Origin of the sequence: Prauserella halophila, assembly GCF_024171895.1 — a bacterium.
GTDB classification, from domain to species: Bacteria; Actinomycetota; Actinomycetes; order Mycobacteriales; family Pseudonocardiaceae; genus Prauserella; species Prauserella halophila.
Window position 1 is genome coordinate 23,201 of record NZ_JAMTCQ010000016.1, and the last position, 24,523, is coordinate 47,723.

The 24,523-nt window shown below is 71.0% G+C and carries 23 protein-coding genes; 19 read left to right on the forward strand and 4 right to left on the reverse strand.

Annotated elements, in window-relative coordinates; translation table 11 throughout:
• The first annotated feature begins 91 nt into the window (after nucleotides 1-91).
• The 11 genes from mbhE (at nucleotide 92) to LY41_RS22920 (ending at nucleotide 10,418) form a co-directional block, all read left to right on the forward strand.
• Nucleotides 92-2,452, forward strand: coding sequence for a hydrogen gas-evolving membrane-bound hydrogenase subunit E (mbhE, locus tag LY41_RS22870; RefSeq protein WP_253866509.1), 2,361 nt, complete (start codon nucleotides 92-94; stop codon nucleotides 2,450-2,452).
• Nucleotides 2,449-3,186 (forward strand): MnhB domain-containing protein, encoded by a 738-nt coding sequence (locus tag LY41_RS23950; RefSeq protein ID WP_308292299.1) that lies wholly within the window; start codon nucleotides 2,449-2,451, stop codon nucleotides 3,184-3,186. Before mbhE ends, LY41_RS23950 begins: the two co-directional genes overlap by 4 nt.
• Nucleotides 3,183-3,671, forward strand: a complete 489-nt coding sequence (locus LY41_RS22880) for a Na(+)/H(+) antiporter subunit C (RefSeq protein WP_253866511.1) — start codon at nucleotides 3,183-3,185, stop codon at nucleotides 3,669-3,671. The genes LY41_RS23950 and LY41_RS22880 overlap by 4 nt, the downstream gene beginning before the upstream one ends.
• Entirely contained in the window at nucleotides 3,668-5,200 is a 1,533-nt protein-coding gene (locus tag LY41_RS22885) for a Na+/H+ antiporter subunit D (RefSeq protein WP_253866513.1), read from the forward strand. The genes LY41_RS22880 and LY41_RS22885 overlap by 4 nt, the downstream gene beginning before the upstream one ends.
• Nucleotides 5,200-5,823, forward strand: coding sequence for a Na+/H+ antiporter subunit E (locus LY41_RS22890; RefSeq protein WP_253866514.1), 624 nt, complete (start codon nucleotides 5,200-5,202; stop codon nucleotides 5,821-5,823). The genes LY41_RS22885 and LY41_RS22890 overlap by 1 nt, the downstream gene beginning before the upstream one ends.
• Nucleotides 5,820-6,086 (forward strand): MrpF/PhaF family protein, encoded by a 267-nt coding sequence (locus tag LY41_RS22895; RefSeq protein WP_253866516.1) that lies wholly within the window; start codon nucleotides 5,820-5,822, stop codon nucleotides 6,084-6,086. Before LY41_RS22890 ends, LY41_RS22895 begins: the two co-directional genes overlap by 4 nt.
• Entirely contained in the window at nucleotides 6,083-6,424 is a 342-nt protein-coding gene (mnhG, locus tag LY41_RS22900) for a monovalent cation/H(+) antiporter subunit G (RefSeq protein ID WP_253866518.1), read from the forward strand. The genes LY41_RS22895 and mnhG overlap by 4 nt, the downstream gene beginning before the upstream one ends.
• 136 nt (nucleotides 6,425-6,560) lie before the next feature.
• Nucleotides 6,561-7,274 carry a (d)CMP kinase gene (gene cmk, locus LY41_RS22905; RefSeq protein ID WP_253866718.1) on the forward strand — a complete coding sequence of 238 codons (714 nt, stop codon included), beginning with the start codon at nucleotides 6,561-6,563 and terminating at the stop codon, nucleotides 7,272-7,274.
• Nucleotides 7,275-7,348: 74 nt separating this feature from the next.
• Nucleotides 7,349-7,954: a lysophospholipid acyltransferase family protein gene (locus LY41_RS22910; RefSeq protein WP_253866720.1), complete on the forward strand. Its 606-nt coding sequence runs from the start codon at nucleotides 7,349-7,351 to the stop codon at nucleotides 7,952-7,954.
• 2 nt (nucleotides 7,955-7,956) lie between these two features.
• Nucleotides 7,957-9,402: a ribosome biogenesis GTPase Der gene (der, locus tag LY41_RS22915; protein ID WP_253866520.1), complete on the forward strand. Its 1,446-nt coding sequence runs from the start codon at nucleotides 7,957-7,959 to the stop codon at nucleotides 9,400-9,402.
• Nucleotides 9,403-9,515: 113 nt separating this feature from the next.
• Nucleotides 9,516-10,418 (forward strand): proteasome assembly chaperone family protein, encoded by a 903-nt coding sequence (locus LY41_RS22920; protein ID WP_253866522.1) that lies wholly within the window; start codon nucleotides 9,516-9,518, stop codon nucleotides 10,416-10,418.
• A gap of 83 nt (nucleotides 10,419-10,501) precedes the next feature.
• Here the strand turns inward: LY41_RS22920 and LY41_RS22925 are convergent, their stop codons facing one another.
• Nucleotides 10,502-11,119: a TetR/AcrR family transcriptional regulator gene (locus LY41_RS22925; RefSeq protein ID WP_253866524.1), complete on the reverse strand. Its 618-nt coding sequence runs from the start codon at nucleotides 11,117-11,119 to the stop codon at nucleotides 10,502-10,504.
• Nucleotides 11,120-11,198: 79 nt separating this feature from the next.
• On the opposite strand from LY41_RS22925, the gene LY41_RS22930 reads away from it, so the two are divergent.
• Nucleotides 11,199-12,566: an MFS transporter gene (locus tag LY41_RS22930; RefSeq protein WP_253866526.1), complete on the forward strand. Its 1,368-nt coding sequence runs from the start codon at nucleotides 11,199-11,201 to the stop codon at nucleotides 12,564-12,566.
• A gap of 40 nt (nucleotides 12,567-12,606) precedes the next feature.
• On the opposite strand, the gene aztA is transcribed toward LY41_RS22930, so the two are convergent.
• Entirely contained in the window at nucleotides 12,607-13,428 is an 822-nt protein-coding gene (gene aztA, locus LY41_RS22935) for a zinc ABC transporter ATP-binding protein AztA (protein ID WP_253866528.1), read from the reverse strand.
• Nucleotides 13,429-13,494: 66 nt separating this feature from the next.
• Between aztA and aztB the strand changes: the two genes are divergently transcribed.
• The 5 genes from aztB (at nucleotide 13,495) to htpG (ending at nucleotide 19,883) form a co-directional block, all read left to right on the forward strand.
• Nucleotides 13,495-14,373, forward strand: a complete 879-nt coding sequence (aztB, locus tag LY41_RS22940; RefSeq protein ID WP_253866530.1) for a zinc ABC transporter permease AztB — start codon at nucleotides 13,495-13,497, stop codon at nucleotides 14,371-14,373.
• 8 nt (nucleotides 14,374-14,381) lie between these two features.
• Complete coding sequence (locus LY41_RS22945) at nucleotides 14,382-15,566, forward strand: WD40 repeat domain-containing protein (RefSeq protein ID WP_253866532.1); 1,185 nt, start codon at nucleotides 14,382-14,384, stop codon at nucleotides 15,564-15,566.
• Entirely contained in the window at nucleotides 15,563-16,495 is a 933-nt protein-coding gene (gene aztC / locus LY41_RS22950) for a zinc ABC transporter substrate-binding protein AztC (protein WP_253866534.1), read from the forward strand. Before LY41_RS22945 ends, aztC begins: the two co-directional genes overlap by 4 nt.
• Nucleotides 16,496-16,558: 63 nt before the next feature.
• A complete protein-coding gene (gene aztD, locus LY41_RS22955) occupies nucleotides 16,559-17,749 on the forward strand; it encodes a zinc metallochaperone AztD (RefSeq protein ID WP_253866536.1) in 1,191 nt (396 codons plus the stop codon).
• Nucleotides 17,750-17,930: 181 nt separating this feature from the next.
• A complete protein-coding gene (htpG, locus tag LY41_RS22960) occupies nucleotides 17,931-19,883 on the forward strand; it encodes a molecular chaperone HtpG (RefSeq protein WP_253866538.1) in 1,953 nt (650 codons plus the stop codon).
• 218 nt (nucleotides 19,884-20,101) lie between these two features.
• Here htpG and LY41_RS22965 read toward each other — a convergent pair whose 3' ends face one another.
• Entirely contained in the window at nucleotides 20,102-20,626 is a 525-nt protein-coding gene (locus LY41_RS22965; protein ID WP_253866540.1) for an rRNA adenine N-6-methyltransferase family protein, read from the reverse strand.
• 218 nt (nucleotides 20,627-20,844) lie between these two features.
• Between LY41_RS22965 and LY41_RS22970 the strand changes: the two genes are divergently transcribed.
• Nucleotides 20,845-21,174 (forward strand): RHS repeat domain-containing protein, encoded by a 330-nt coding sequence (locus LY41_RS22970; protein WP_253866542.1) that lies wholly within the window; start codon nucleotides 20,845-20,847, stop codon nucleotides 21,172-21,174.
• 454 nt (nucleotides 21,175-21,628) lie between these two features.
• On the opposite strand, the gene LY41_RS22975 is transcribed toward LY41_RS22970, so the two are convergent.
• Entirely contained in the window at nucleotides 21,629-22,804 is a 1,176-nt protein-coding gene (locus tag LY41_RS22975) for an ROK family transcriptional regulator (protein WP_253866544.1), read from the reverse strand.
• Between the two features lie 149 nt (nucleotides 22,805-22,953).
• Between LY41_RS22975 and LY41_RS22980 the strand changes: the two genes are divergently transcribed.
• Nucleotides 22,954-24,492: a sugar ABC transporter ATP-binding protein gene (locus tag LY41_RS22980; RefSeq protein ID WP_253866546.1), complete on the forward strand. Its 1,539-nt coding sequence runs from the start codon at nucleotides 22,954-22,956 to the stop codon at nucleotides 24,490-24,492.
• The last annotated feature ends 31 nt before the right edge of the window (nucleotides 24,493-24,523 follow it).

Below are 24,523 nucleotides of genomic sequence, written 5' to 3' on the forward strand. Positions count from 1 at the left end.
ACACCGTCCACTTCGGCCGGTCGTGCGGCATGATCGGCGGGTTCGTAGTATCACTCCCATTGCGGCGCCGAATGGGAGCGGGTGAGGCCGGGTGCTGGTGGCGATCGTGGCGCACTTCGCGCTCGCTGCCGTGCTCCCGCTCGTCGCGCGCCGGTACGGCCGCGCGGCGTTCGTGGTCGGTGCGCTCGTCCCGGCAGGCACGCTGGTCCATGCATTCACTCGGGCGGGGGACGCGGTTGCGGCGGTGCCGCCGTCGGAGACGCTGGCCTGGGCGCCCGCGATCGGTCTCGAGTTCACGACGCGGTTCGACGAGCTGGCCCTGCTGCTGATCCTGCTGATCAGCGGGGTCGGCACGGTGGTGCTCTGCTACTACGCCGGGTACGCCAAGGTCGGCGATCGCCGCACCGCGGCGCGGGACTCGGCGCTGCTGGTGACCTTCGCGGGCGCGATGCTCGGCCTCGTCCTCGCCGACGACGTCATCTCGCTGTACCTGTTCTGGGAGCTCACCACGGTGTGTTCGTTCCTGCTCGTGGGCGGGGACGGCATCCGCAAACGCCTCCGCCAGTCCGCCACGCAGGCGCTGTTGGTGACCGCGCTCGGCGGGCTGGCGATGCTGCTCGGGCTCCTGCTGCTCGCCACGGCGGCCGGTACGCTGCGGATCTCCGAGATCCTGGCGGACCCTCCCGGCGGCGGGGTGGTGCCGGCGGCGCTGCTGCTGATCCTGCTCGGAGCGCTGACCAAATCGGCGCAGGCGCCGTTCCACCCGTGGCTGCCGGGCGCCATGGTGGCGCCGACCCCCGTCAGCGCCTACCTGCACGCGGCCGCGATGGTGAAGGCGGGGGTGTACCTCGTCGCCCGGTTCGCGCCCGGGTTCGCCGACCAGCCGGCATGGTGGATCCCGATCGTCGGGTGCGGCATCTGGACGATGCTGCTCGGCGGGTTCCGCGCGCTGCGCCAGTACGACCTGAAGACACTGCTGGCCTACGGCACGATCAGCCAGCTCGGCTTTCTCATGATCATGCTCGGCACCGGTACGTGGCTGTCGGCGCTCGCCGCGGGCACACTGATCCTCGCGCACGGGCTGTTCAAATCGGCGCTGTTCCTCACCGTCGGCATCATCGACAAACGCACCGGCACCCGGGACATCCGGGAGCTGTCCGGTCTCGGCAGGCGGTGGCGCGTGCTGACGACGCTGGCCACGCTGGCGCTGCTGTCGATGGCCGGACTGCCGCCGCTGCTCGGGTTCGTCGGCAAGGAGGCGGCGCTCGAGGCGCTGCTGCACGCCGGCGCGGCCGGCCTGGTCGCCTGCGCCGGCGTCGTCCTCGGCTCCGTACTCACGGTCGCCTACAGCCTGCGCTTCCTCCGCGGCGCGTTCTCGAGAAAGCCGGACGTCGAACCCCCGCCGTCGGCGCCCTGCGGGCGCGTCATGACCGGCCTGGTCGCGCTGCCCGCCTTCGCCGGGCTCGTGCTCGGGCTCGTGCCCGGGATCGCCGAACCGGTCCTCGCAGGCTACGCCGGTTCGTTCGGCCCGGGTCCGGACTACCACCTCGCGTTGTGGCACGGCGTCACGCCGCCGTTGGCGATCAGCGCCGGCATCATCGTCGCCGGTTACCTCGTGCACCGGTATGCGGGCCTGCAGCGGCTCGGCGGGCGGCTGCCCGAGCCGCTGCAGGCCCAGAACTGGTACCGCGCCTCCGTCGACGGCCTCGAACACGTCGCGCGCGGGGTCACCGGCCGCATCCAGGTCGGTTCGCTGCCGGTGTATCTCGGCGTGATCCTGACGACGCTGGTCGTCGTGCCGGGTGCGGGTGTGCTGGCGGGCGGTGCCGAGTTCGGGCAGCTGCGGCTGTTCGACAACTGGCTTCAGGTGCCGCTCGCCGTGCTGGTACTCGCCGCCGCGGCGACGGCACTGCTCGCCCGGCGCCGGCTCACCGCCGTGCTGCTGACCGGGGTCGTGGGCTACGGCATCGGCGCGTGGTTCGTCGTCGACGGCGGCGCGGACCTGGCACTGGCCCAGTTCCTCGTCGAAACGCTCACGCTCGTCGTGTTCGTGCTCGTCATCCGGCGGTTCCCTCCCCGGTTCACGAAGGACCGCCCGTACGTGCCCGGCCGGTGGGTCAAGGCCGCCGTCGCCGGCGTCGCGGGTACGTTCGTCGCGGTCCTGGCGGTGCTGTACTCCGGGTACACCCACGGCATGCCCGAGGCGAGCCGCGAGTACATCGAACGGGCCGAGGACGAGACGGGGGCGACGAACGTCGTCAACGCGATCATCGTGGACTTCCGCGCGTTCGACACCATCGGCGAGATCGCCGTGCTCGCGGTGGCCGCCACCGGGGCGGCGAGCCTGATCCTCGCCCGCTCGCGCAGGCGCACCCGGCAGGGCGGCAGCGACACGGGCGCCGAGGCCGGGGACACCGGCCGGGGCGATGCGCATCCGGAGGTGACGTCGTGACCGAGCGCTCCGAGTCCGCGGACGACCGCGAGCACCGCGATCCCGGTCCCACCGCACCGTCGCGTGAGCCTACGCCCTGGACGGCGTGGGACACCCCGCGCGACCAGTGGCTCATGACCGAACAGCGGGCCGGCGGCTGGCCGCGGTCGATGCTGCTCGAGGTCCTCGCCCGGGTTCTCTTCCCGACCGTGCTCGTGTTCTCGGTGTATCTGCTGCTGGCCGGCCACCACAACGCCGGCGGCGGGTTCAGCGGCGGCCTCGTGGCCGGGCTGGCGTTCGTGCTGCGATACGTGACGGGCGGGGGTGCCGAGCTGGCGACGGCGGTGCGCCTGCGACCGCCGGTGGTCATCGGACTCGGACTCACGATCGCCGTCGCGACCGCACTGGTGCCGGTGCTGTTCGGCGAGCTCGTGCTGTCCTCGGCGGTGTGGAAGCTGGAACTGCCCGTGCTCGGCGAACTCAAGGTCACCACGAATCTGGCGCTCGACCTCGGCGTGTATCTGCTGATCATCGGCGTCGTGGTGGATCTGCTGCGCACGGTCGGCTCGGGCACCGAGCGGGGCGGGCCCGGCGTGGACAGCGAGGCGCCGGAGGACCCCGACGCCCCGGAGGACCCCGACGATCCCGGGGACGCCGGGGACGCCGGGGACGCCGACGAGGCCGAGGACGCCGAAGGCGGTGTGGGCGCGGACGAGTTCGACGGGTTCGGCGACGACGAGGTGAGGCGACCATGACCATCAACATCACGATGGCCGTCACCCTCGCGGGTCTCTACTCGATCGGCTTCTACCTGCTCATGCAGCGCTCGTTGATGAGGGTGATCCTCGGCATCGTCGTCCTCGGGCACGGTGCCAACCTGTTCCTGCAGGTGGCGGGCGGCCCGCCGGGGGAGCCGACGTTCGTGGGCACCGCGGTGATCGAGGCGATGGTCGACCCGCTGCCGCAGGCGCTGGCACTGACGGCGATCGTGATCACCTTCGCCCTGACGACCTTCCTGCTCGCGCTGTCGTACCGGTCGTGGGCGCTGCTCGGCCACGACGAGGTGCAGGACGACGTGGAGGACCGTCGTGTCGCCGCGGCCGAGCGCGCTGCGCGGGAACGTGAGGACGAGGCGGCCGAGGCCGAGGTGGGCGAGAGCGAGCGCGTGGCCGGGTTCGAGGCGCCCGAGGCGCCGGAGGCCGGTCCGGGGCAGACCGACGAGGAGGCCGGAATCCGATGAGCTTCCTGGTCGCGCTCCCGGTGCTGCTGCCGCTCCTGGCGGCCGCGCTGTCGCTGGTCGCGGGGCGGTCGCCGATGGTGCAGCGGACGCTGGGCGTCGTCGTGCTGACGGTGATCGCCGTGGTCGCCGGTGTCCTGCTGGTCGAGGCCGACAGCGCGGGGCCCGTGGTGCTGAAGCTCGGCGGCTACGGACCGCCGTTCGGTATCACCCTGGTGGCCGATCGGCTCGCGTCCCTGCTGCTGCTCGTCTCGGCGCTCGTGACCCTGGCGGTGCTGATCTTCTCGGTCGGCCAGCGCATCACCGATTTCGGCCGCAGGGCCGCCTCGACGACGTTCCACCCGATGTATCTGATGCTGTGCGCGGGTGTGTCGCTGGCCTACCTGACGGCGGACCTGTTCAACCTGTTCGTGGCGTTCGAGATCATGCTCGCCTCGTCGTACGTGCTGATCACGCGACGGGTGACCGCGCGCCGGGTGCGGGCGAGCATGACGTACGTGATCGTCAGCCTCACCTCGTCGCTGCTGTTCATCACCATGATCGCGCTCGTCTACACCGCCACGGGCACGGTCAACCTCGCTGCGCTGCCGGAGAAGATCGCGGGTCTGCCGCCCGGAGTGCAGTCGAGCCTCGCGCTGCTGATCGTCATCGTGTTCGGGATCAAGGCGGCGCTCGTGCCGTTGCACTTCTGGCTGCCGGACAGCTATCCGACCGCACCCGCACCGATCACCGCGGTGTTCGCCGCCCTGCTGACGAAGGTCGGCGTGTACGCGCTGATCCGTACGCAGACGCTCGTGTTCGTGCACACCGACAGCTGGGCGGTGCTGCTCGTCGTCGCGTTGCTGACGATGATCGTCGGCGCGCTCGGGGCGATCGCGCAGAACGACCTCAACCGGATGCTGTCGTTCCTGCTCGTCAGCCACATCGGCTACATGCTGTTCGGGCTGGCGCTGTTCACGGTCATCGGGCTGGCCGGCGTCATCCTCTACGTCGTCCACCACATCACCGTGCAGGCGGCGCTGTTCCTGGTGAGCGGTCTCGTCACCCGGCACACCGGCACCGTGTCGCTGCAGGCGATGTCGGGCGTGGCGAAGGCGTATCCGGTGGTGGCCGTCCTGTTCGCGGTGCCGGCCCTGAGCCTGGCGGGGATTCCGCCGCTGTCGGGCTTCGTCGCGAAGATCGCGCTGCTGCAGGCGGGTACCGACGTCGGGACGCCGGTGGCCCTCGCGGTGACGGCGGGCGCCGTCGTGACGAGTCTGCTGACGCTGTACGCGGTCACGAAGATCTGGGCGGGCGTGTTCTGGGGCAAGCCCGCGCTGCCGGAGCCCGATCCGGATCCGAACGACGACGTGACCGTCGGCACGGGTTCGACGTCGGGCGCGATGCTGGGTGCCACGGGCGGTCTGGTCGTGGTGAGCGTACTGATCGCCGTGTTCGCGGGCCCGCTGGCCGCCATGAGCGAACGCGCCGCGAACGATCTGCTGCACGACGAGGGGTACCGCTCGGCGGTGCTCGGACAGGAGGGTCGCTGATGGCCAAGCGCACGCTGCCCGGCACCCGCGTCGCGCCGTCGCTGCTGATCTGGCTCGTGCTCGTATGGCTGCTGTTGTGGGGCACGTTCGACGTCGCGAGCCTCGTCTACGGCACGCTGGTGGCGCTCGTCGTGCTGGTGCTGTTCCCGTTGCCGTCCCACCGGTGGAACATCTTCCGCCGCCCGCTGCGGCTCGTGACGGTGGCGTTGTATGTCGTCGTGGATCTGTTCGGCTCCGCGTTGCGGTTCCTGGCCGATATCGTGCGCAACGGCGGTTCGGTGTCGGCGGCGATCGTCCACGTGCCCGTGCTGTCCGATGTGGACCACGTCATCGCGTCGGCGGCGAACGTCGTATCGCTGGCGCCCGGCAAATTCGTGCTGCAGATCGATCGCCCCGGCGGCATCTGGTACGTCTACGTGACCGGGGTGCACACCGGACCGGACGTGGACAAGGCCGTCGACGACGTCCTGGATATGCAGCGGGCCGTGGTGTGGGCGGTCGCGGGCGACGAGGAGGCGTCGGCGGCGGCCGGCCGTGCCGAGGAGGCGAAGCGGCGCCGCCGTACCGGCGCCGATCGCTCCGGCGAGGCGGACCACGGTGACCAGGAGCGGGAGGATCGATGAGCATCGTCTTCGCGATCACGTTCGGCCTGCTGGGAGTGGCGGGCCTGCTGACCATGCTGCGCATCGTGCGCGGCCCGCGCACACTCGACCGGATTCTCGCCGTGGACGTGCTGGTCGTGCTGATCGTCGCGGGCACGGCGGTGGGGATGGCGATGTCGTCGCGCGGCATCTACATCGCCCTCATCGTGGTGGTCGCGCTGCTCGGCTTCGTGGGCACGATCTCGGTGGTGCGGCTCGTCGAGCGGAGGGAGGAGTACCGGTGAGCGTGCGGGACTGGATCAGCGCGGGGCTGCTCGTCTCCGGCGCGTTGTTCTGCGTGATCGGCGCGTGGGGCATGGTGCGGCTGCCGGACACGCTGAGCAGGCTGCAGGCCGCGACGAAGCCGCAGACGCTCGGGCTGCTGCTGATCCTCGCCGGCACCGCGGTGCGGCTCGAGCCGCATTACGCGGCCGGTCTCGCGCTGGCCGGGCTGTTCCAGGTCATCACCGCGCCGGTGCTGTCGCAGTTGATGGGACGTGCCGCGTACCGGACGGGCTGTGTCGACCGTTCGACACTGGTGGTCGACGAACTGTCGCAGCGCCTGCGTGCCGGTCGGCAGTGACGACCGGGCAGAATGGGACAGCGGCGCAGCACGGACCGCGGTTGCGGGAACACGCGAGCGGTGACCCGACCGGGTGGTGTGTGCGCGAACGCAGGCGAGTAGCGAGGAGACGTCGGTGACGGGAGCCCTACACGGCGTGGTCGCCCTCGACGGGCCGTCGGGGACGGGGAAGACCACGGTGGCGCGGAGACTGGCTGCCGAGCTGGGCGCCGGGTACTTGGACACGGGTGCGATGTACCGCGTGGTGACGCTGGCCGTCCTGCAGGCGGGGGCCGACCCGCACGATGCCGATGCGGTCGTCGCGCTCGCGCGGTCGGTGCGGCTGGACGTGGCGACCGACCCGGACCGGCCGAGTGTGCGGCTCGACGGCGCCGACGTCGGCGAGTCGATCCGGACGCCGCAGGTCGATGCCGCCGTGTCGGCCGTGTCGGCCGTGCCGGAGGTGCGGGAACTGCTGGTGCAGCGGCAGCGCACGCTCATCGGGGACGTGGCCGCCCGCGGCGGTGGCATCGTCGTCGACGGGCGTGACATCGGGACGGCCGTGGTGCCGGATGCACCGCTGAAGGTGTTCCTCACCGCGTCGGCCGCGGTGCGTGCGGCCCGCCGCGGCGCCCAGGACACTGCGGCGGGCAGGGAGGCCGACCAGGCCGCGGTGCTGGCGTCGGTCGAGCGCCGTGACCGGCTGGATTCGAGCAGGGCGGCCTCGCCGCTGCGGCCCGCGGACGACGCGGTCGAGTTCGACACGTCGGACCTGTCGATCGACCAGGTGCTCGTGGCGCTGACCGAGCTGGCCGGCACGCGCGGACTGCTCGACGAGGACCACGAGGACGTGGCGGAGCCGTGCCGGTGACCGGATCCGCGGCTCCGGAAGGCTCCGGCGGGCTGCCGGCCGGAGCCGTGCCGTGGTTGCACGACCTGGGCAGGATGGTCGGGCGGCACCTGTACCGGCCGGCGTACCGAGTGCGCGTGGCCGGTATGGAGCGGGTGCCGCGCACCGGGCCCGTGGTGCTCGTCGCCAACCACAGCACGATGATCGAACCGCAGCTGCTGTTCGGTCTCGTACCGCGGCGCTCGGTGTTCCTGGTCAAGGACGAGATGTTCGGCGCCGTCGCCGGTCCGTGGCTGCGGCGGATCGGCCAGGTGCCGGTGACCAGGGGAGCGGCCGACCGAACGGCCTTGACGACGGCGACCGGCGTGTTGTCCGCCGGGGGGCTCGTGGGAGTCTTTCCTGAGGGCACCCGCGGTGCCGGTGAGGTGGCCTCGGCGCATCACGGCGCGGCATGGCTGGTGCGCAACTCCGGTGCGGTGGTGCAGCCGGTGGTGGTGCGCGGCACGCTGCGCCCGCCGGAGCTGCCGCGCAGGCGACTGCGCCCCGCAGTGGACGTGGTCGCGGGGGAACCCTTCACACTGGAGGTCGGCCGCGGGCGCAGCGGACTGGCCGAGGCGACCGAGCACATCCGCGCAGCGCTCGCCGACCTGGTCTCCCGCGTCGACGCGGCCAGGCACAGCGACAGAGAAGAGAAACAGTAGCGATGACCGAAGCAGACGGCACGCCCCCCGGCGAGGTGGACGGCACGTGGTCCGATGAGGCCGAGTTCGCCCGCCTCGACGAGCTGGGCGCTCAGTCCGGGGCCGACGACGGGGAAGTCGTCGGCGCGCAACCCGTGCTGGCCGTGGTCGGCAGGCCGAACGTGGGCAAGTCGACGCTGGTGAACCGGATCCTGGGACGCCGCGAGGCCGTCGTGCAGGACGTGCCGGGTGTGACGCGCGACCGTGTGGCCTACGACGCCCTGTGGGCAGGCAGGCGATTCACGCTCGTCGACACCGGCGGGTGGGAGCAGGACGCCGACGGTCTGCAGGGCTCGGTGGCCGCGCAGGCGGACCTGGCGATGTCCACAGCGGACGCGGTGCTGCTCGTGGTCGACGCGACCGTCGGGGCGAGCGCCACCGACGAGGCGGTCGCGAAGGTGCTGCGCCGGTCGAAGTGCCCGGTGATCCTCGCGGCGAACAAGGTCGACGACCAGCGGCTGATCGCGGAGACGGCGTCCCTGTGGTCGCTGGGACTCGGCGAGCCGCATCCGGTGAGTGCGCTGCACGGCCGCAGCTCCGGTGACCTGCTCGACACGATCCTGGCTGCCCTGCCGGAGGCGCCGCGGGAGAAGCGGGCCCCGGCGGCGGGCCCGCGGCGCGTGGCGCTGGTCGGCAAGCCGAACGTCGGGAAGTCGAGCCTGCTGAACAAGCTCACCGGTGAACCGCGGTCGGTCGTGGACGAGGCCGCCGGTACGACCGTCGATCCGGTCGACTCGCTCGTGGAGCTCGACGGGCAGGACTGGCGATTCGTCGATACCGCGGGGCTGCGCAAGCGGGTCCAGACGGCCAGCGGCATGGAGTACTACGCGTCGCTGCGCACCAAGACGGCGATCGATGCGGCCGAAGTCGTGATCGTACTGCTGGACGCGAGCCAACCACTGTCCGAACAGGACCTGCGGGTCATCACGATGGTCTCGGAGGCGGGTCGCGCGCTGGTGCTCGCGTTCAACAAATGGGATCTCGTCGACGACGACCGCAGGAATCAGCTGGAGCGGGAGATCGACCGCGGACTGGTGCGGGTGCCGTGGGCCGAGCGGGTCAACGTGTCGGCGCTGACCGGGCGCGCGGTGCGCAAGCTCGCGCCGTCCCTGCGGACGGCGCTGGAGTCGTGGGACCAGCGGGTGTCCACGGGGCAGCTGAACAGCTGGTTGTCGGAGCTGGTCGCGGCGAAGCCCCCGCCGGTACGAGGCGGAAAGCAGCCGAAGGTACTGTTCGCGACCCAAGCGGGAATCCGTCCGCCTACGTTGGTGTTGTTCACGACGGGCTTCCTCGAGGCCGGCTACCGCCGGTTCGTCGAGCGCAAGTTCCGGGAGCGGTTCGGATTCCACGGCTCGCCGGTGCGGATCAACGTGCGGGTGAGGGAGAAGAAGCCGAAGAAGCAGCGGTAGCGACAGGCGCACTGGGGCGCCGGCGACCACCCATCGCGGCTGGTGTGCGCCCCGCCTCAGGACGGCCGGGCAGTGCGGACCGCGACGCGATGGGCCGAGGAGGAGGTGGCGACATGGCCGATGCGGACGAGTTGTACGTGGTCGATTCCGACGTGCCGGTGCTCGACGGTGCGGTCCTGCTGTACCACCTGGACGGTTACGTCGACGCGGGCAACGCGGGTGAACTGCTGACCGAACACCTCACCGAGACGTTCGACGGCCCGGTGGTGGCGCGATTCGACGTCGACCGGCTCATCGACTATCGGTCGCGCAGGCCTGCGATGACGTGGGACGGCGACGGCTGGGCCGATTACCAGGTGCCGGAGCTGACGGTGCGCCTGCTGCACGACGCCGACGAGACGCCGATGCTGCTGCTCACGGGTCCGGAGCCGGATCGGGAGTGGGAGCTGTTCGCCGAGGCGGTGCGCCGGCTGGTGGAGCGCTGGCAGGTCCGGCTGAGCGTGCAGTTCCAGGGGATCCCGATGGCGGTGCCGCACACGAGGCCGCTCGGAGTGACCGCGCACGCGACGCGGACGGAACTGGTGCGCCAGTTCAGCCCGACGTTCAACCGCGCCCAGGTGCCGGGCAGCGCGGAGGCGCTCGTCGAGTTCCGCCTGGGGCAGGCCGGACACGACGCGGCGGGGTTCGCCGCACACGTGCCGCATTACCTCTCGCAGTCGCGCTACCCCGCGGCTGCGTTGACGCTCGTCGACGCGGTGCAGAAGGTGGCGGGGGTGCAGCTGCCGGACGATGCGCTGCGGGAATCGGCGCGGCGTGCCGAAGTCGAGGTCGACCGGCAGGTCGGGCAATCGGACGAGGCGGCGAACGTGGTGCACTCGCTCGAGGAGCAGTACGACGCGTTCACCTCGTCGGAGGACAATCTGCTGGTCGGTGACGCCGACATGCCGACCGGTGAGGAGCTGGCGACCGAGTTCGAGCGCTTCCTCGCCCAGCAGCCGGGCACCGAGCAGGACTGAGCTGGTCGGGCCGGTCGGACGGTGCCGTCGGCGCTGCCCGGCCGGCCGCCACCCGGTCAGACGGTCACCGGGGTGGTCCACGGTCACGGTGACAGGCGTGGCCGGAGCCGCTGCAGGTAGTCCGAGGTCACGGCGCCGGCTTCCTGCCGGTCGAGCCGCCCTGCCATCAGCAGGGTTCCCAGGCCGTGCGCGAGCCCCATGACCTCCAGGGCGAGCAGTCGCGCGGACGCGGCATCGAGGGGCGTGGCATCGAGGGGCGCGGCATCGAGGGACGTGCCCGAGCGGAGCGTGTCGGCGAGGTGGTCGGCGAGGGCGTCGAGGTGCCGCCGGTAGGCGCGTCCCGCCGTGTCCGGGTGTGTGATCGCCAGAGCTTCGAGGGACACGCCGACCCGGTGGAACCCCGTGCTCTCCTCGTCGGTGGGCAGAGCCTCGTCGAGAAACGCCCGGACCTCGTCGAGGGCCGATCGGCCCGACTCCTGATGCGCGGTGCGGGCGCGCCACCGTGCGATGCTCCGATCCGCGAGGCGATCGAGGGTCGAACTCAGTAGGTCGTCCTTCGTTCTGCCGTAGTACTGGACGAGCCGGAGTGACACGCCGGCCTCGGTCGCCACGGCCCGCATGGTCACCGCGCCGACACCGCCTCGTGCCAGCAGGCGCTCGACGGCTTCCATGATCTCGGTCCTGCGTTCGCTCTCGGGCATCGGCGACTCCTTTCGCTCCGCCGATGATACGCTCGTATCAAATTTTGATACATCCGTATCAGGAAAGGTGGTTGCCGCGGTGCGACGACTCGGACTGTGGACGTCGTGCCTGGCTCAGCTGCTGGTGGTGCTGGACGTGTCCGTGGTGAACGTCGCGCTGCCGTCGATCCAGGCGGAGCTGGGGATCGGCCGGATCACGGCGTCGTGGGTGGCGATGGCCTACAGCCTCGGCTTCGCCGGGGTGCTGTTGGTGGGGGCGCGGCTGGCCGATGTCGTCGGCACCGCGCGACTGCTGTCCTGGGGCGCCGGGGCGTTCGCGCTGGCAGGCACGATCGGCGGCCTGGCCACCGATGGCTGGGTACTCGTCGCGGCACGGGCGGCGCAGGGGCTCGCCGCTGCGGTGGTCTCGCCTGCGACGTTCACGCTCCTGACGATCACCCACGCGGAAGGGCCGAGGCGCACTCGCGCAATCGCACTCTGGACGGCGGTCGGTGTGGCCGGTGGCGGGGTCGGCAACATCGCCAGTGGCGTGCTCACCGAGCTGATCTCGTGGCGCCTCACCCTGTTGATCAACCTGCCCATCGGGGCCGGCGTGGCGGTGGCCGCGGCCGTGCTGCACCGGTGGAAGGTCGACGATCGCCGCGGTGGGCGGATCAGCGTGACCGGTGCCGTGCTGGCGGCCGGCGCCTTCACGGGTGCGGCCTACGCGCTGTCGGCGGCCGGGGATCCGGCCGCCGGTGTCCTGCCCGTCGTGGCCGGCGGAAGCGCGCTCGTGCTGTGGGTACTGCTGGCCGTGCAGCAGCGACGGACACCGCACAAACTCGTGCCGGGCGCGCTGCTGCGGGACCGGACCATCGCGGCCGGCAACGTCGCGACCGCGTTGACGGCCGCGTGCTTCCAGGTCGGGCTGTGGTACTTCCTGACCTATCGCATGCAGAACCAGCTGGGCTACACGGCGATCCAGGCCGGGCTGGCCTTCCTGCCGCTCACCACGGTCATGGTGGTCGTCAACCTCGTGGTCACACCGCGGCTGATGAAGCGGCACGCGCCCGGCGGTCTCGTCGCCGCCGGTGTCACGTTCGCCGTGCCCGGGCTGATCTGGTTCGCGGTGCTCGATCACGGGCCGTTCGCCGTCGCCGTCCTGGTGCCGAGCATCATGATCGGCATCGGCGGGGGCCTGCTGAGCACGCCGCTGGCCACGATCGTCACCACCGGCGTCCGAACCGGACACACCGGTGCCGCGTCCGGTCTGATGAACACCTCGAAGCAGTTCGGAGGCGCGATCGGCCTCGCCGCTGCGTCCACCGTGACCGCCACGACCGGAACCGACGCGGCCGCCTTCGTCGTGATGGCGGCCGCGCTGGTGACGGTGTCGGCGGTCGTCGCCGGGATTCCCCGCCGCCGCAGTCCGTCGGCCCCGGTCTCCGCGTCGGAACGGAGTACGTGACCGGACCGGGTCTACCGCTGTTCCGTCGTGCCGCACCGCGCTACCTGCCGTGGTACCGGTCCAGGCCCCAGGCGTGGTCGACGGTCTCGTGCGTCAGGACCGCGGCGGGGCGGCCCTCGGTGACGACGCGACCGCCGGTGAGCAGGACGCAGTGGTCGGCGCGATCGGCGTCGGCGAGGTCGTGGGTCACGTGCACGGCCGCGGCTCCGTCGTCGGCGGCACGGCGGAGCGCGGTGGCGATCGCGTCCTGGGCGGCGACGTCGAGTCCCGCGGTCGGCTCGTCGAGCAGGAGGACGGCCGAGTGCTGGACGAGTCCCTGGGCGACGAGTGCTCGCTGCCGTTGTCCGCCCGAGAGGGTGCTGAGCCGCCTGCGGGCGAGGTCGGCGATGCCGAGGTGGCCGAGCGCGTCGTCGACGAGCCGGTGGTCGTCCCGGCGCAGCCTGCGCCACGGTCCGCGGTGGGCCCACCGGCCCATGCGCGCGACGTCCCGCACGGTGATCGGGAGCTGTTCGGGCACGCCCGAGTGCTGGACGACCAGTGCGGGCCTGCAGGCAGGCGGCAGCGTCACCGTGCCCGACGTGGCCGGCACCACCCCGGCGATCACGCCGACCATTGTGGACTTTCCGGCGCCGTTCGGCCCGACGACCGCCGTGACGGCGCCCCGGGGAATCCGTGCGCTCACACCCTGCAGTACGGGTGCGCCGTCGTAGCCGGCCGAGACGTCGTCGAGTGCCACACCGTCGGCCGCGGAACGTGCCGGGCCGGCCTCGGGCATCCGGGGCGCCGCGCCCGGCGGCGGATCGGCACTCGCAGTGCGGTGCCGGCGGGAGGTGGCGCCGGTGTCCTGTCTCGTCTGTGTCATGGCTCTCCTCGGTCATCCGGTGGCCCTGTTTGAAATGAAATTCGTTTTCAGTTTAGGCTATCGCGGGTGGAGTGGTTGATCGCGCCGTTCGAGGTCTCGTTCGTCCAGCGGGCGCTGTGGGGTGGTGTCCTCGTCTCGGTGATCTGTGCGCTGGCCGGCACCTGGGTCGTCGTGCGCGGCATGGCGTTTCTCGGTGAGGCGATGGCCCACGGCATGTTGCCCGGAGTCGCCGTCGCGTCCCTGGCCGGCGGCAATCTGATGCTCGGCGGAGCGCTGAGCGCCGCGGCGATGGCCTGCGGGGTCACCGTCCTCGGCCGGTCACGACGGTTCGCGCAGGACACCGCGATCGGGCTGCTGTTCGTCGCCATGCTGGCCGCCGGCGTGATCATCGTGTCGTACTCGGGATCGTTCGCGGTCGACCTCACGAGCATCCTCTTCGGCGACGTCCTCGCGGTGCGCTCGCAGGATCTGCTGCAGCTGGGGGTGGCGCTCGCGCTCGCCGCCGTGGTGTGCGCCGCGGGTCACCGGGCGTTCGTCGCACTGAGCGTCGACCGCCGGACGGCGACGGCGCTCGGACTGCGCCCGCGGGTGGCCCACGGTGCGCTGCTGCTGTTGCTGACACTGGCGATCGTCTCGTCGCTGCACGTCGTCGGCACGCTGCTGGTCGTCGGGCTGCTGGTGGCTCCGCCTGCCGCGGCGATGTTCTGGGCCGACCGGCTCCCGCTGGTCATGGTGGGCGCCGCGCTCCTGGGCAGTGCCGCCACGGTCATCGGACTGCTCGTCTCGTGGCATGCGGGCACCGCCGCGGGGGCGACGATCGCGCTCGTCGCCGTGGCGCTGTTCGGCCTCTCCGCTCTGTTCTCCGTTCTGCTCTCCCGGTTGCGCCCGCGCCGCGACGCGGCACGCGCCGTTTCCCCCGAACCTCTTCCGGAAAGGACACCGTGACACCGCACGTGACAACGCCAGCGATCCGGTCCCGCGCCGCGACCGCGTTCACCACCGTCCTTTGTGGACTTGCCGTGACCGCCTGCGGCGGGAACGCCGAACCTGCGGGACAGCCCGATTCCTCCGCCGTTCCGCACGGCCACGTCGACGGGGCCGAGGAGGCCGCCGAACCCCAGCTGCGGCTGGTGCTCGCCGACGCCGACGGTCGGGGCGTGCATGTCCTCGACCTGCTGACCGAGGACGTGACCGAACTGCCGGGGGACGGGCGCGTGACCGGCGCCGTCACCGACGGCCGGTTCGCCTTCCTCGCCGGGCAGGGCCGCACCCGCGTGGTCGACAGTGGCGGATGGGCCGTCGCGCACGGCGATCACCACCACTACTACCGGACCCGGGCGGGCCGGGTGGGCACGCTCGACGGCACGGTCACCGGGGCGTGGTCGGACAGCGAAGTCACCGCGCTCGCCCGCGACGACGGCACGACGGTGCTGCTCGACCGCGAGAAGCTCGACGCGGGCGAGGTCGGCGAGCGCGAGACGGTCGACGGCGTCGCCGTGCCCTACGAACAGCACCTCGTGGTTGCCGGCCGGGACGGCATCACCGTGCGCGAGCGCGACGGCGGGCAGGTCGCCGACCTCGGCGCGGCCTGCAGGGAGCCGGAGGACGCGGCCGTCACGAACCGCGGGGTCGTGTTCGGCTGCGCCGGCGGTGCGGTGCTCGTCGACGCCGGTGACGGCGCTGACGGCGGGTTCGTCGGGGAGGAGATGCCGTACCCGGACGGTGGGCCCCGCGCGGGCGCGTTCCGGCAGCGGCCCGGCTCCGGGACGCTCGGCGCCGTGGCGGGCCGCGACGGTGCTTGGAGTCTCGACACCGGCGAGGGCCGGTGGACGCGTGCGGAGAGCGGGCCCGCCGCGGCCGTGACCGCCACCGGTGCCGACGGCCCGTTGCTGGTGCTCACCCGCGACGGGGTTCTCCACGCCTACGACGCCGGGACGGGGGAGGAGACCGCGACGGCGACGCTGCTGGACGGCGACGTGCCCGACGGGGTGACGATCGCGGCCGACACCGAGCGCGCCTATGTCAACGATCCCGCCGCGTCGACCGTGCACGAGATCGACTACCACGACGAGCTGCGCGTCGCCCGGACGTTCGACGTCGGCGTCACGCCCTCGCGGTTCGTGGAGACCGGCCGATGAGCGCGCGAGGTGGCGGCCCCGCGGTCGTGGCGGCGGCACTGGCCTCGGTGTGCGTGCTCGTGCTGAGCGGCTGCTCGGCGGCCGGTGCCGGGCCCGGCGGAATCGTCGTGACGACCAACATCCTCGGCGACGTCACCCGCGAGATCGCGGGTGACGAGGCCGACGTGACGGTGCTGATGAAGCCCGGAGCCGATCCGCACTCGTTCGCGATCTCGGCCCGGGAGTCGGCGATCGTGGAACAGGCGAACCTGCTCGTCCACAACGGACTCGGACTGGAGGAGGGGGTGCAGCGCAACGTCGACGCCGCGGTCGAGGCGGGCGTGCCGGACCTCGCCGTGGCCGAGCAGGTGCACCCCATCCGCTTCTCCGGCGGCGGCTCCGCCGGTGAGGCCGACCCGCACTTCTGGACCGATCCGCACCGGATGCGCACCGCCGTCGAGCGCATCACCGAGCACATCGTGTCCGATGTAGACGGAATCGAGGAGCGGGCGGTGCGGGACAACGCGGCGGCGTACCTGGCGAAACTCGACGAGCTCGACGACCGGATGAGCCGAGGGTTCGACCGCATCCCCGACGACCGGCGCACGCTGGTGACCAACCATCACGTGTTCGGCTACCTCGCGCAGCGCTACGACTTCACCGTGCTCGGCGCGGTGATCCCCAGCGGAACGACGTTGGCCTCGCCCAGCGCCTCGGACCTCGAAGACCTGGCCGGCACGGTGCGCGAGGCGGGTGTTCCGGCGATCTTCGCCGATGCGGCCCAACCGGACCGGCTCGCGAACGTGCTGGCCGACCGCGCCGGCGTCGACGTGCAGGTGCGCTCGCTGTTCTCGGAATCGCTCACCGGTCGGGACGGCGGCGCGCCGACCTATCTCGCCATGATGCGCGCCAACACCGACGCCATCGTCGACGGGCTCACCGGCCCATGACTCCCCGCGGCGGGTCGAGCAATGCCGCGGACACCGAATTGGTTCCCACCAGAAGGAGAAGAGATGACGAGTACGACCCGGACCAGGAGAATCGCCGCGGCGTCGGCGGCCGCCGCGATGGTCGCGGTGAGCGCCTGCGGCACGGACGAGCAGGCGAGCCAGGGCGGTGGCGGCGGTGAGCAGGGCGGTGGCGCCGATATCACCGAACCCGTGGTCACCACCTACGACGGCGGCATCTACGTACTCGACGGCGACACGCTCGAGGTGCAGGCCGACATCCCGCTGGAAGGCTTCAACCGGATCAACCCGGCAGGCGACGACCGGCACCTCATGGTGTCCACGTCGGACGGATTTCGGGTACTCGACGCGGTGGGCGGGCAGCTGACCGACGTCACGTTCGGTGGCGCCGAGCCCGGCCACGTCGTGCGCCATGCGGGCCGCACGGTGCTGTTCACCGACGGCACCGGCCAGGTGCGCAGCTTCGACCCGCACGACCTCGGCGACGGCAAGCCGGAGACGAAGGAGTACCGCACCGAGGAGCCGCACCACGGGGTGGCCGTCGAGCTGGACAACGGTGGCATGCTCGTCACCGTCGGCAACGAGGAGGAACGAGGCGGCATCGCGATCCTCGACGAGAGCCGCGCCGAGATCACCCGAAACGAGGACTGCCCCGGCGTGCACGGCGAATCGGCCGCGCAGGGCGGTGCCATCGCGGTCGGCTGCGAGGACGGCGTCCTGATCTACCGCGACGGCAAGATCACGAAGGTCGACAGCCCGACCGAGTACGGCCGGATCGGCAACCAGGCGGGATCGCCCGAGTCTCCGATCGCGCTGGGCGACTACAAACAGGACGCCGACGCCGAACTGGAGCGGCCGACGCAGCTCTCGCTCGTCGACACCGAGAACGCGCAGCTGCAGCGGGTCGACCTGCCCGCCAGCTACACGTTCCGCTCGCTCGCGCGGGGCCCGGAGGGTGAAGCGCTCGTGCTCGGCACGGACGGCAGGATCCACGTCGTCGACCCCGGCAGCGGTCAGCTGACCGAGTCGATCGACGTGCTCGAGCAGGAGTGGTCGGAGCCGATCGAGTGGCAGCAGCCGCGGCCCGCGCTCTTCGTGCGCGGCGACACCGCCTACGTGTCGGATCCGGAGAAGCAGCAGCTCCACGCCGTGGATCTCGACTCCGGCGAGACGAGGGCGACCGCCGATCTCGAGTCCGCTCCGAACGAGCTCAGCGGCGTGGTGCACGCGCACTGAGACGACTGCGCAGGCGACTGCGCAGGCGGTGGCGGGTCGCCGCGGTCCGCGTGCGGTCGGCGCTCCGGCCGGGAAGGCAGGGGCGCTGACCGCGCGTTTCACCCGTCGGTGATGATTGGGGGCGGCGCATCGCCGCCAACGTCACATCACCAGTCATGTCACCCAAGGGGGTCCATCGCCGATGGCGGAGCAGCCAGTGGAGTCGGAGCAGGCCGAGACGCACGAGTTCCAAGCCGAGGCGCGGCAGCTGCTGCGGCTGATGGTGCATTCGATCTACTCGGACAAGGACGTGTTCCTGCGGGAACTGCTGTCCAACGCGTCCGACGCGCTGGACAAGCTGCGACTCGAATCGCTCGTCGACAAGGACTTGGACGTCGACGCCGAGGATCTGCACATCGAGCTGCAGCGTGACCCGGCCGCGCGCACCCTGACCGTGCGCGACAACGGCATCGGGATGTCGCGCGAGGAGGTCGTCGAGCTGATCGGCACGATAGCCCGGTCCGGGACGGCCGAGCTCCTCGAAAAGCTCAAGTCCGCGCAGGAGGCACAGGGCAACGACCTCATCGGCCAGTTCGGTGTGGGTTTCTACTCGGCGTTCATGGTGGCCGACAAGGTCACCGTCGTGACGCGCAAGGCGGGGGATGCCGTGGGCACCCGCTGGGAGTCCGAGGGCGAGGCGACCTACACGATCGCCGACGTGCCCGACGCGCCGCAGGGCACGGCCGTGACGCTGCACCTCAAGCCCGTCGACACCGACGACGGGATGCACGACTACACCGAGACCGGTGTGCTGCGGCAGATCGTCACCCGCTACTCGGACTTTCTCGCCTGGCCGATCCGCATGGACGTCGAGCGGGTGCAGCAGGGTGAGGACGGCGAGTCCGAGGAGACCGTCGTCGAGTCCGAGACGCTCAACTCGATGAAGGCGCTGTGGGCGCGCCCGCGCAGCGAGGTCACCGACGAGGAATACAACGAGTTCTACAAGCACATCAGTCACGACTGGTCCGACCCGCTCGAGACGATGCGGCTGCATGCCGAGGGCACGTTCGAGTACCAGGCGCTGTTGTTCCTGCCCTCGCGCGCACCGATGGACCTGTTCACCCGCGAGGCCAAGCGCGGGGTGCAGCTCTACGTCAAGCGCGTGTTCATCATGGACGACTGCGAAGAGCTGATGCCCGAGTACCTGCGCTTCGTCAAGGGTGTCGTCGACGCGCAGGACCTGTCGCTGAACGTTTCGCGCGAGATCCTGCAGCAGGACCGTCAGATCCGCGCCATGCGGCGCAGGCTCGCCAAGAAGGTGCTGTCCACCGTCGCGGGCCTGGTGAAGTCCGAGGACACGGCGGACCGGGACAAGTACCGCACGTTCTGGAGTCAGTTCGGCACGTGCGTGAAGGAGGGGCTGGTCACCGACCCCGACAGCCGGTCCGACATCCTCGAGATCGCCTCGTTCGACTCGACCCGCGCGGCCGACGAGCAGACGACGCTCGCCGAGTACATCGAGCGCATGCCCGAGGGTCAGGAGCACATCTACTACCTGACCGGCAAGTCGCGCGAGATGGTGGAGAAGTCGCCGCACATGGAGGCCTTCACCAGCAAGGGCATCGAGGTGCTGATCCTCACCGACCAGGTCGACGAGATGTGGGTCGACTCGGGCGCCGAATTCCAGGGCAAGACGTTCCGGTCCATCGCCAAGGGCGAGGTGGACCTGGACGGAAACAGTGAGGGCGAGGACTCCACCGACGAGTCGGTCAAGGAGGAGTTCGCCGGCCTGTTGGAATGGCTGCGCGAGGCGCTGTCGGACGAGGTCAAGGACGTGCGGCTGTCGTCGCGGCTGACGACGTCGCCCGCGTGCATCGTCGGTGACGAGGGCGACCTGAGCCCCGAGCTGGCGCGGATCTACCGCCAGCTGGGCCAGCCGCTGCCGGACGTCAAGCGCATCCTGGAGATCAACCCGGAGCATGCGCTCGTGACGGGTCTGCGCGACTCGCACGCGAAGAATGCGGACGACCCGTCGCTGCCGGAGGTCGCACAGCTGCTGTACGGCACGACGCTGCTGGCCGAGGGTGAGGAGCTGCCGGATCCGCACCGGTTCGCGCAGCTGCTGTCGGGCAGGCTCGCCGCCGGACTCGGCTGAGCGCGGCCGAACACCGCACGTGAGGGGCGGGCCGGGGAGCAGTTCGGTCCCGGCCCGCCCCTTGTCGTTCGGCAGGTCCGTTCGACCGAGCGCGTCGGCACCGGGCGCCGTGACGGTGTCGTGGACCGGCCGCCGGTGGCGCTGCCGGCGGCCGATGGCGCTGCCGGCCGCCGGTGCTCTCCGCGAACCGGAGCACCGGCGCGGGCCCGGGAACGCTTTCAGGTGCGACGCGCGACCCGCACGATGCGGGACATGCTCGGCTGCGGCGGGCTGAAGTCGTCACCGCCGATGCGGGTGATCTCGGTGACCGTGAACTCGGGCGGAAGCCTGCCGAAGTCGGAGTCCCGGCCGGTGGCGAGCACGGCCGTGCGGAACGAGAGCTGCGGCAGAAGGTCGATCAGCGATTCGGTGACGACGTCGGGCAGGCTGCCGATCAGCACGTCGTAACGCAGCTCGTGCACGAGCTGCAGCGCATCGCCCTGCCGGATGTGTGCATGTGGTACTGCCCGCCGGAGTGCCTCGAGCAGCCGCGGATCGAGTTCCACGACGGTCAGGCCGGCGCAGGGCGGCATGGCGCGCGCCACCGTGCCTGCTCCTGCTCCGACCTCGAGCACCGTATCGCTCGGGCGGATGCCGGCCGCGTCGACGAGCATGGTGAGCTTGTCGGGCGATACCAGGAAGTGCTGCTCGAGAGCCGGGTCGGCCAAGGCGTGCAGTTCATCCCTGTTCGCAGGACCTCTCATGCCTCCGCATTGTCCGCCGCGGTGCCGAGCTCCGCGATGCGGACCGGCCCTGTCACGCGACGACCGTCGACGGCGCACCCGCCGCCACCCTGGAGAGGGGAGCAGTGATCGGTGGCCGAACTGTTCGCTGACGTCCACCGAGCCGGGCTCGGTCTCGGCGCTGATGTTGAGCGACGTCGACGGCATCCTGGACCTATGACCAGTTGAAGACCGGCTTGGTGGATGAGGCCACCCGATTCGTTGACGGTCAGGCGTACACCCGCAAGATCGGCTGGTACGACAACGCGCTACGGCCTACCCGCGTCGAGGTGACGATTCCGGAACGTGAGGCCGAGCTGTCTGGGCCTGCAGCGGTTGACGACCGCGTTCACTCCTTCCACGCGTACGACGCGGCTGGCAACATGACCTCCCGTAATGTCGGCGGTTCACCGCAGCAACTCGAGTGGGACGCGGCTGGGCGGACGTCGAAAGTCACCCGGCACGACGGTCGAGAGTCGGAGTATCTGGGGCTGCTGAAGGGTTCTGTGGCATTTGATGTCGCTTGCTGAGATGTAGGCGTGGACGAATGTTGCTGTGCCCAAGCCGTATCCGCGTGAGTTTCGTGAGGACGTCGTGCGGGTCGTACTGAACCCCGGCGCGGTTCAGCACCGTGGTGTTGACGGCCGATGGGACTTCTCGGTCGATCGAGGAGGTCGAGCTCGGTGACCGTGTGCTCGCGACCAACCCCCATACCGGCGACACCGCAGTAGCGTGGCCGAGCCGGGATGGATACTTCCCCGGGGACGATGAAGCCCCCGGCCGGCTGAAGGCGCGTCAACCACTCACCTGACCGGAGCCTGCGGGTCCTGACATTGGCACAGCTGCGCGCGGGCAGGGGCAGCCTCCCTGCTCGACCGACCGCGGCCGCGGCTGCCGGCCCGTCGTAGGCGAAACACCGCACGGCCACGACGGGCGCGGGACGTCCCGGCCCGCCCTCCAACGAGGATTCCCGCGCGCCACGGCTCACTGCGTGAGCAGCGACTCCACCTGACCGGCCGCGAGGGCATGATCGATCACCATGAACGCCGCACCGGACACACCGGCCTCGTCGCCGGAGTGCAGCGGGACGATGCGCAGGTTCTGCGTCGCCAGCGGTAGGGAGCGTTGGTAGACGGCTTCCCGCACTCCGGCGATCAGGTGTTCACCCGCCAGCGAGAGCGCGCCCCCGACCGCGAGCACGGACGGGTTGAACAGGCTGACCGCCGTCGCGAGGACCTCTCCGATGTCGCGGCCGGCCTGCCGGACGTACTGCAACGCGGGCACCGAGCCGTTGCGGGCGAGCGTGACGACGTCGGCGCTGCTGGTCGCGGGGACACCCGCCTCGGTCAGCTTCGCCGCGATCGCCGCTCCGCTGGCGACGGCTTCCAGACATCCGACATTGCCACAGCGACAGCGGACGTCGGTGTCGTGCGGCACCCGGACGTGCCCCATGTCGCCTGCCGCGCCCTGCGACCCCCGGTGCAGCCGGCCGTAGCTGATCAGGCCGCTGCCGATGCCGGTGGCGACCTTCACGAACACCATGTGCTCGTGCTCAGCCCAGTGGGCGCGGTACTCACCGAGCGCCATGATGTTGACGTCGTTGTCCACCAGCGTCACCGCCCCGAGCTCACCGCGCACGAACGCGGGGACGTCGAACCCGTCCCAGCCGGGCATGATCGGCGGATTGGCCGGCTTACCCGACAGGTGCTCGACAGGTCCGGGCAGTCCGATGCCGACGCCGAGCAGATCGCGTTCGTCCCGCCCGGCCTGCGTGAGCAGCGCGCGGCCGCGGTCGCACACTTCCCGGAGCACGATCTCGGGACCGTTGGCGATGTCGAGCACCTTGTCCTCCTCCACCAGCACGTCGCCCGCGAGGTCGGTGACCGCGAGCTTGGCGTGTGTCGCGCCGATGTCGGCGGCGAGCACCACCCTGGCGGCCGGGTTGAAGGCGACCGTCGTCGGCGGACGGCCGCCGGTGGAGTTGGCCTTGTCGCTGAACTTCAGCAGACCTGAGCTGAGCAGGGTGTCGATGCGCTCGGCGACGGTCGAGCGTGCCAGGCCTGTCTCGGCGGACAGCTCGGCGCGGGTGCGTGGCCGCCCGTCGCGCAGGAACTGGAACAGCGCCGCCGTACCTGCCGGTGACAGCTCCCCCCGCGTCATGTGATCGCCTTCCTTCCCCTCGTCAGCAGAATTCGCTAGCCCGACACTAGAACACCCCTGGCTTCTCACGCCGGATATGCGGCCATTTGGATGCAACTAGTGAACTTTTGATTGACGCTCATGCAAAAGTGAGCCTAGGGTCCCCAGTCATGAGCTCAAGGGAGAGCGAGATCACAGCCGATGCCGGGCAGGAACCCCTGCTGCGGATGAGTGGCATCGTCAAGCACTTCCCCGGCGTGAAAGCGCTGGACGGCATCGACCTCGAGGTGCGGGCGGGCGACGTCCATTGCCTGCTGGGGCAGAACGGCGCAGGCAAGTCCACGCTGATCAAGGTTCTCGCCGGGGCGCACCAGCCGGACGGCGGCACGATCCGTTGGCACGGCGACGACATCCGCATCGCCAACCCGCAGGACGCGATCGACCACGGGATCGCCACGATCTACCAGGAGCTCGACCTGGTCGACGGGCTGACCGTGGCGGAGAACATCTACCTCGGGCACGAGCGCGCGCGATGGGGCGTCGTCACGCGAACCGAAGCGAACCGCTCAGCCGCTGAGCTGCTGCGTCGGCTTGGTCATCCCGAGGTGGCCCCCGACGTCGAGGTGGGGCGACTGCCGGCCGCGGGAAAGCAGATCGTGAGCATGGCCCGTGCACTGTCGCACGAGGCGGAGCTGATCGTGATGGACGAACCCTCCGCCGTGCTGGACCAGGAAGAGGTCACCCGGCTGTTCGGCGTGATCCGCGAACTGGCGGCGCAGGGTGTCGCGATCGTCTACATCTCACACCGGCTGGAGGAGATCCGCGAGATCGGCGACCGCGTCACCGTCCTCAAGGACGGGCGTACCGCCGCCACCGGCCTCGCGGCGGCCGAGACACCGACATCGGAGATCATCCGGCTGATGACCGGCCGGTCGATCGAGTACGTCTTCCCGGAACGGCCGGAGCGGCAACTGGGCGACACCGTGCTCGAGGTGTCGGGGCTGAGCAGGCCGGGGGAGTTCCACGACGTGTCGTTCACCGTGGCCGCCGGGGAGGTCGTCGGCCTCGCGGGGCTGGTCGGCTCCGGTCGCTCGGAGATCCTGGAGACGATCTACGGCGCGCGCAAAGCCCGGGCGGGCACGGTGTCCGTCGCAGGACGCCGGTTGCGCGCGGGCCGGGTCGGTGCCGCGGTGGCCGCGGGCGTCGGGCTGTGCCCCGAGGAACGCAAGAGTCAGGCACTCGTGCTGCACGAGTCGGTGGCGCGCAACATATCGCTCGCCAGCCTGGGCCGGTTCGCCCGCGGTGGTTTCGTCAACCGTCGTGACGAGCGGCGAGCGGCCGACGACCAGGTTCGCGCTCTCGACGTGCGGCCTGCCGACGCGGAGCGGCACGCGGGCACGCTCTCCGGCGGCAACCAGCAGAAAGTCGTGCTGGCCCGCTGGCTGCTGCGGGAGTGCCGGGTGCTGGCGTTGGACGAACCGACACGCGGCGTCGACGTCGGCGCGCGGTCGGAGATCTACGCGCTGATCAGGGATCTGGCGGCACGCGGCATCGCGGTCGTCGTCGTCTCCAGCGAGATCGAGGAGGTGATCGGGCTGTCCGACCGGGTCCTGGTGATCTCCGACGGCGCCCTCCTCCACGACGGTCCCGCCGACGAGATCGACGAGCACCAGGTGCTCGACATGGTGATGGAAGGAGACGCGGCATGACGATCGCATCCGACGAGAGAACCGGCGCCGG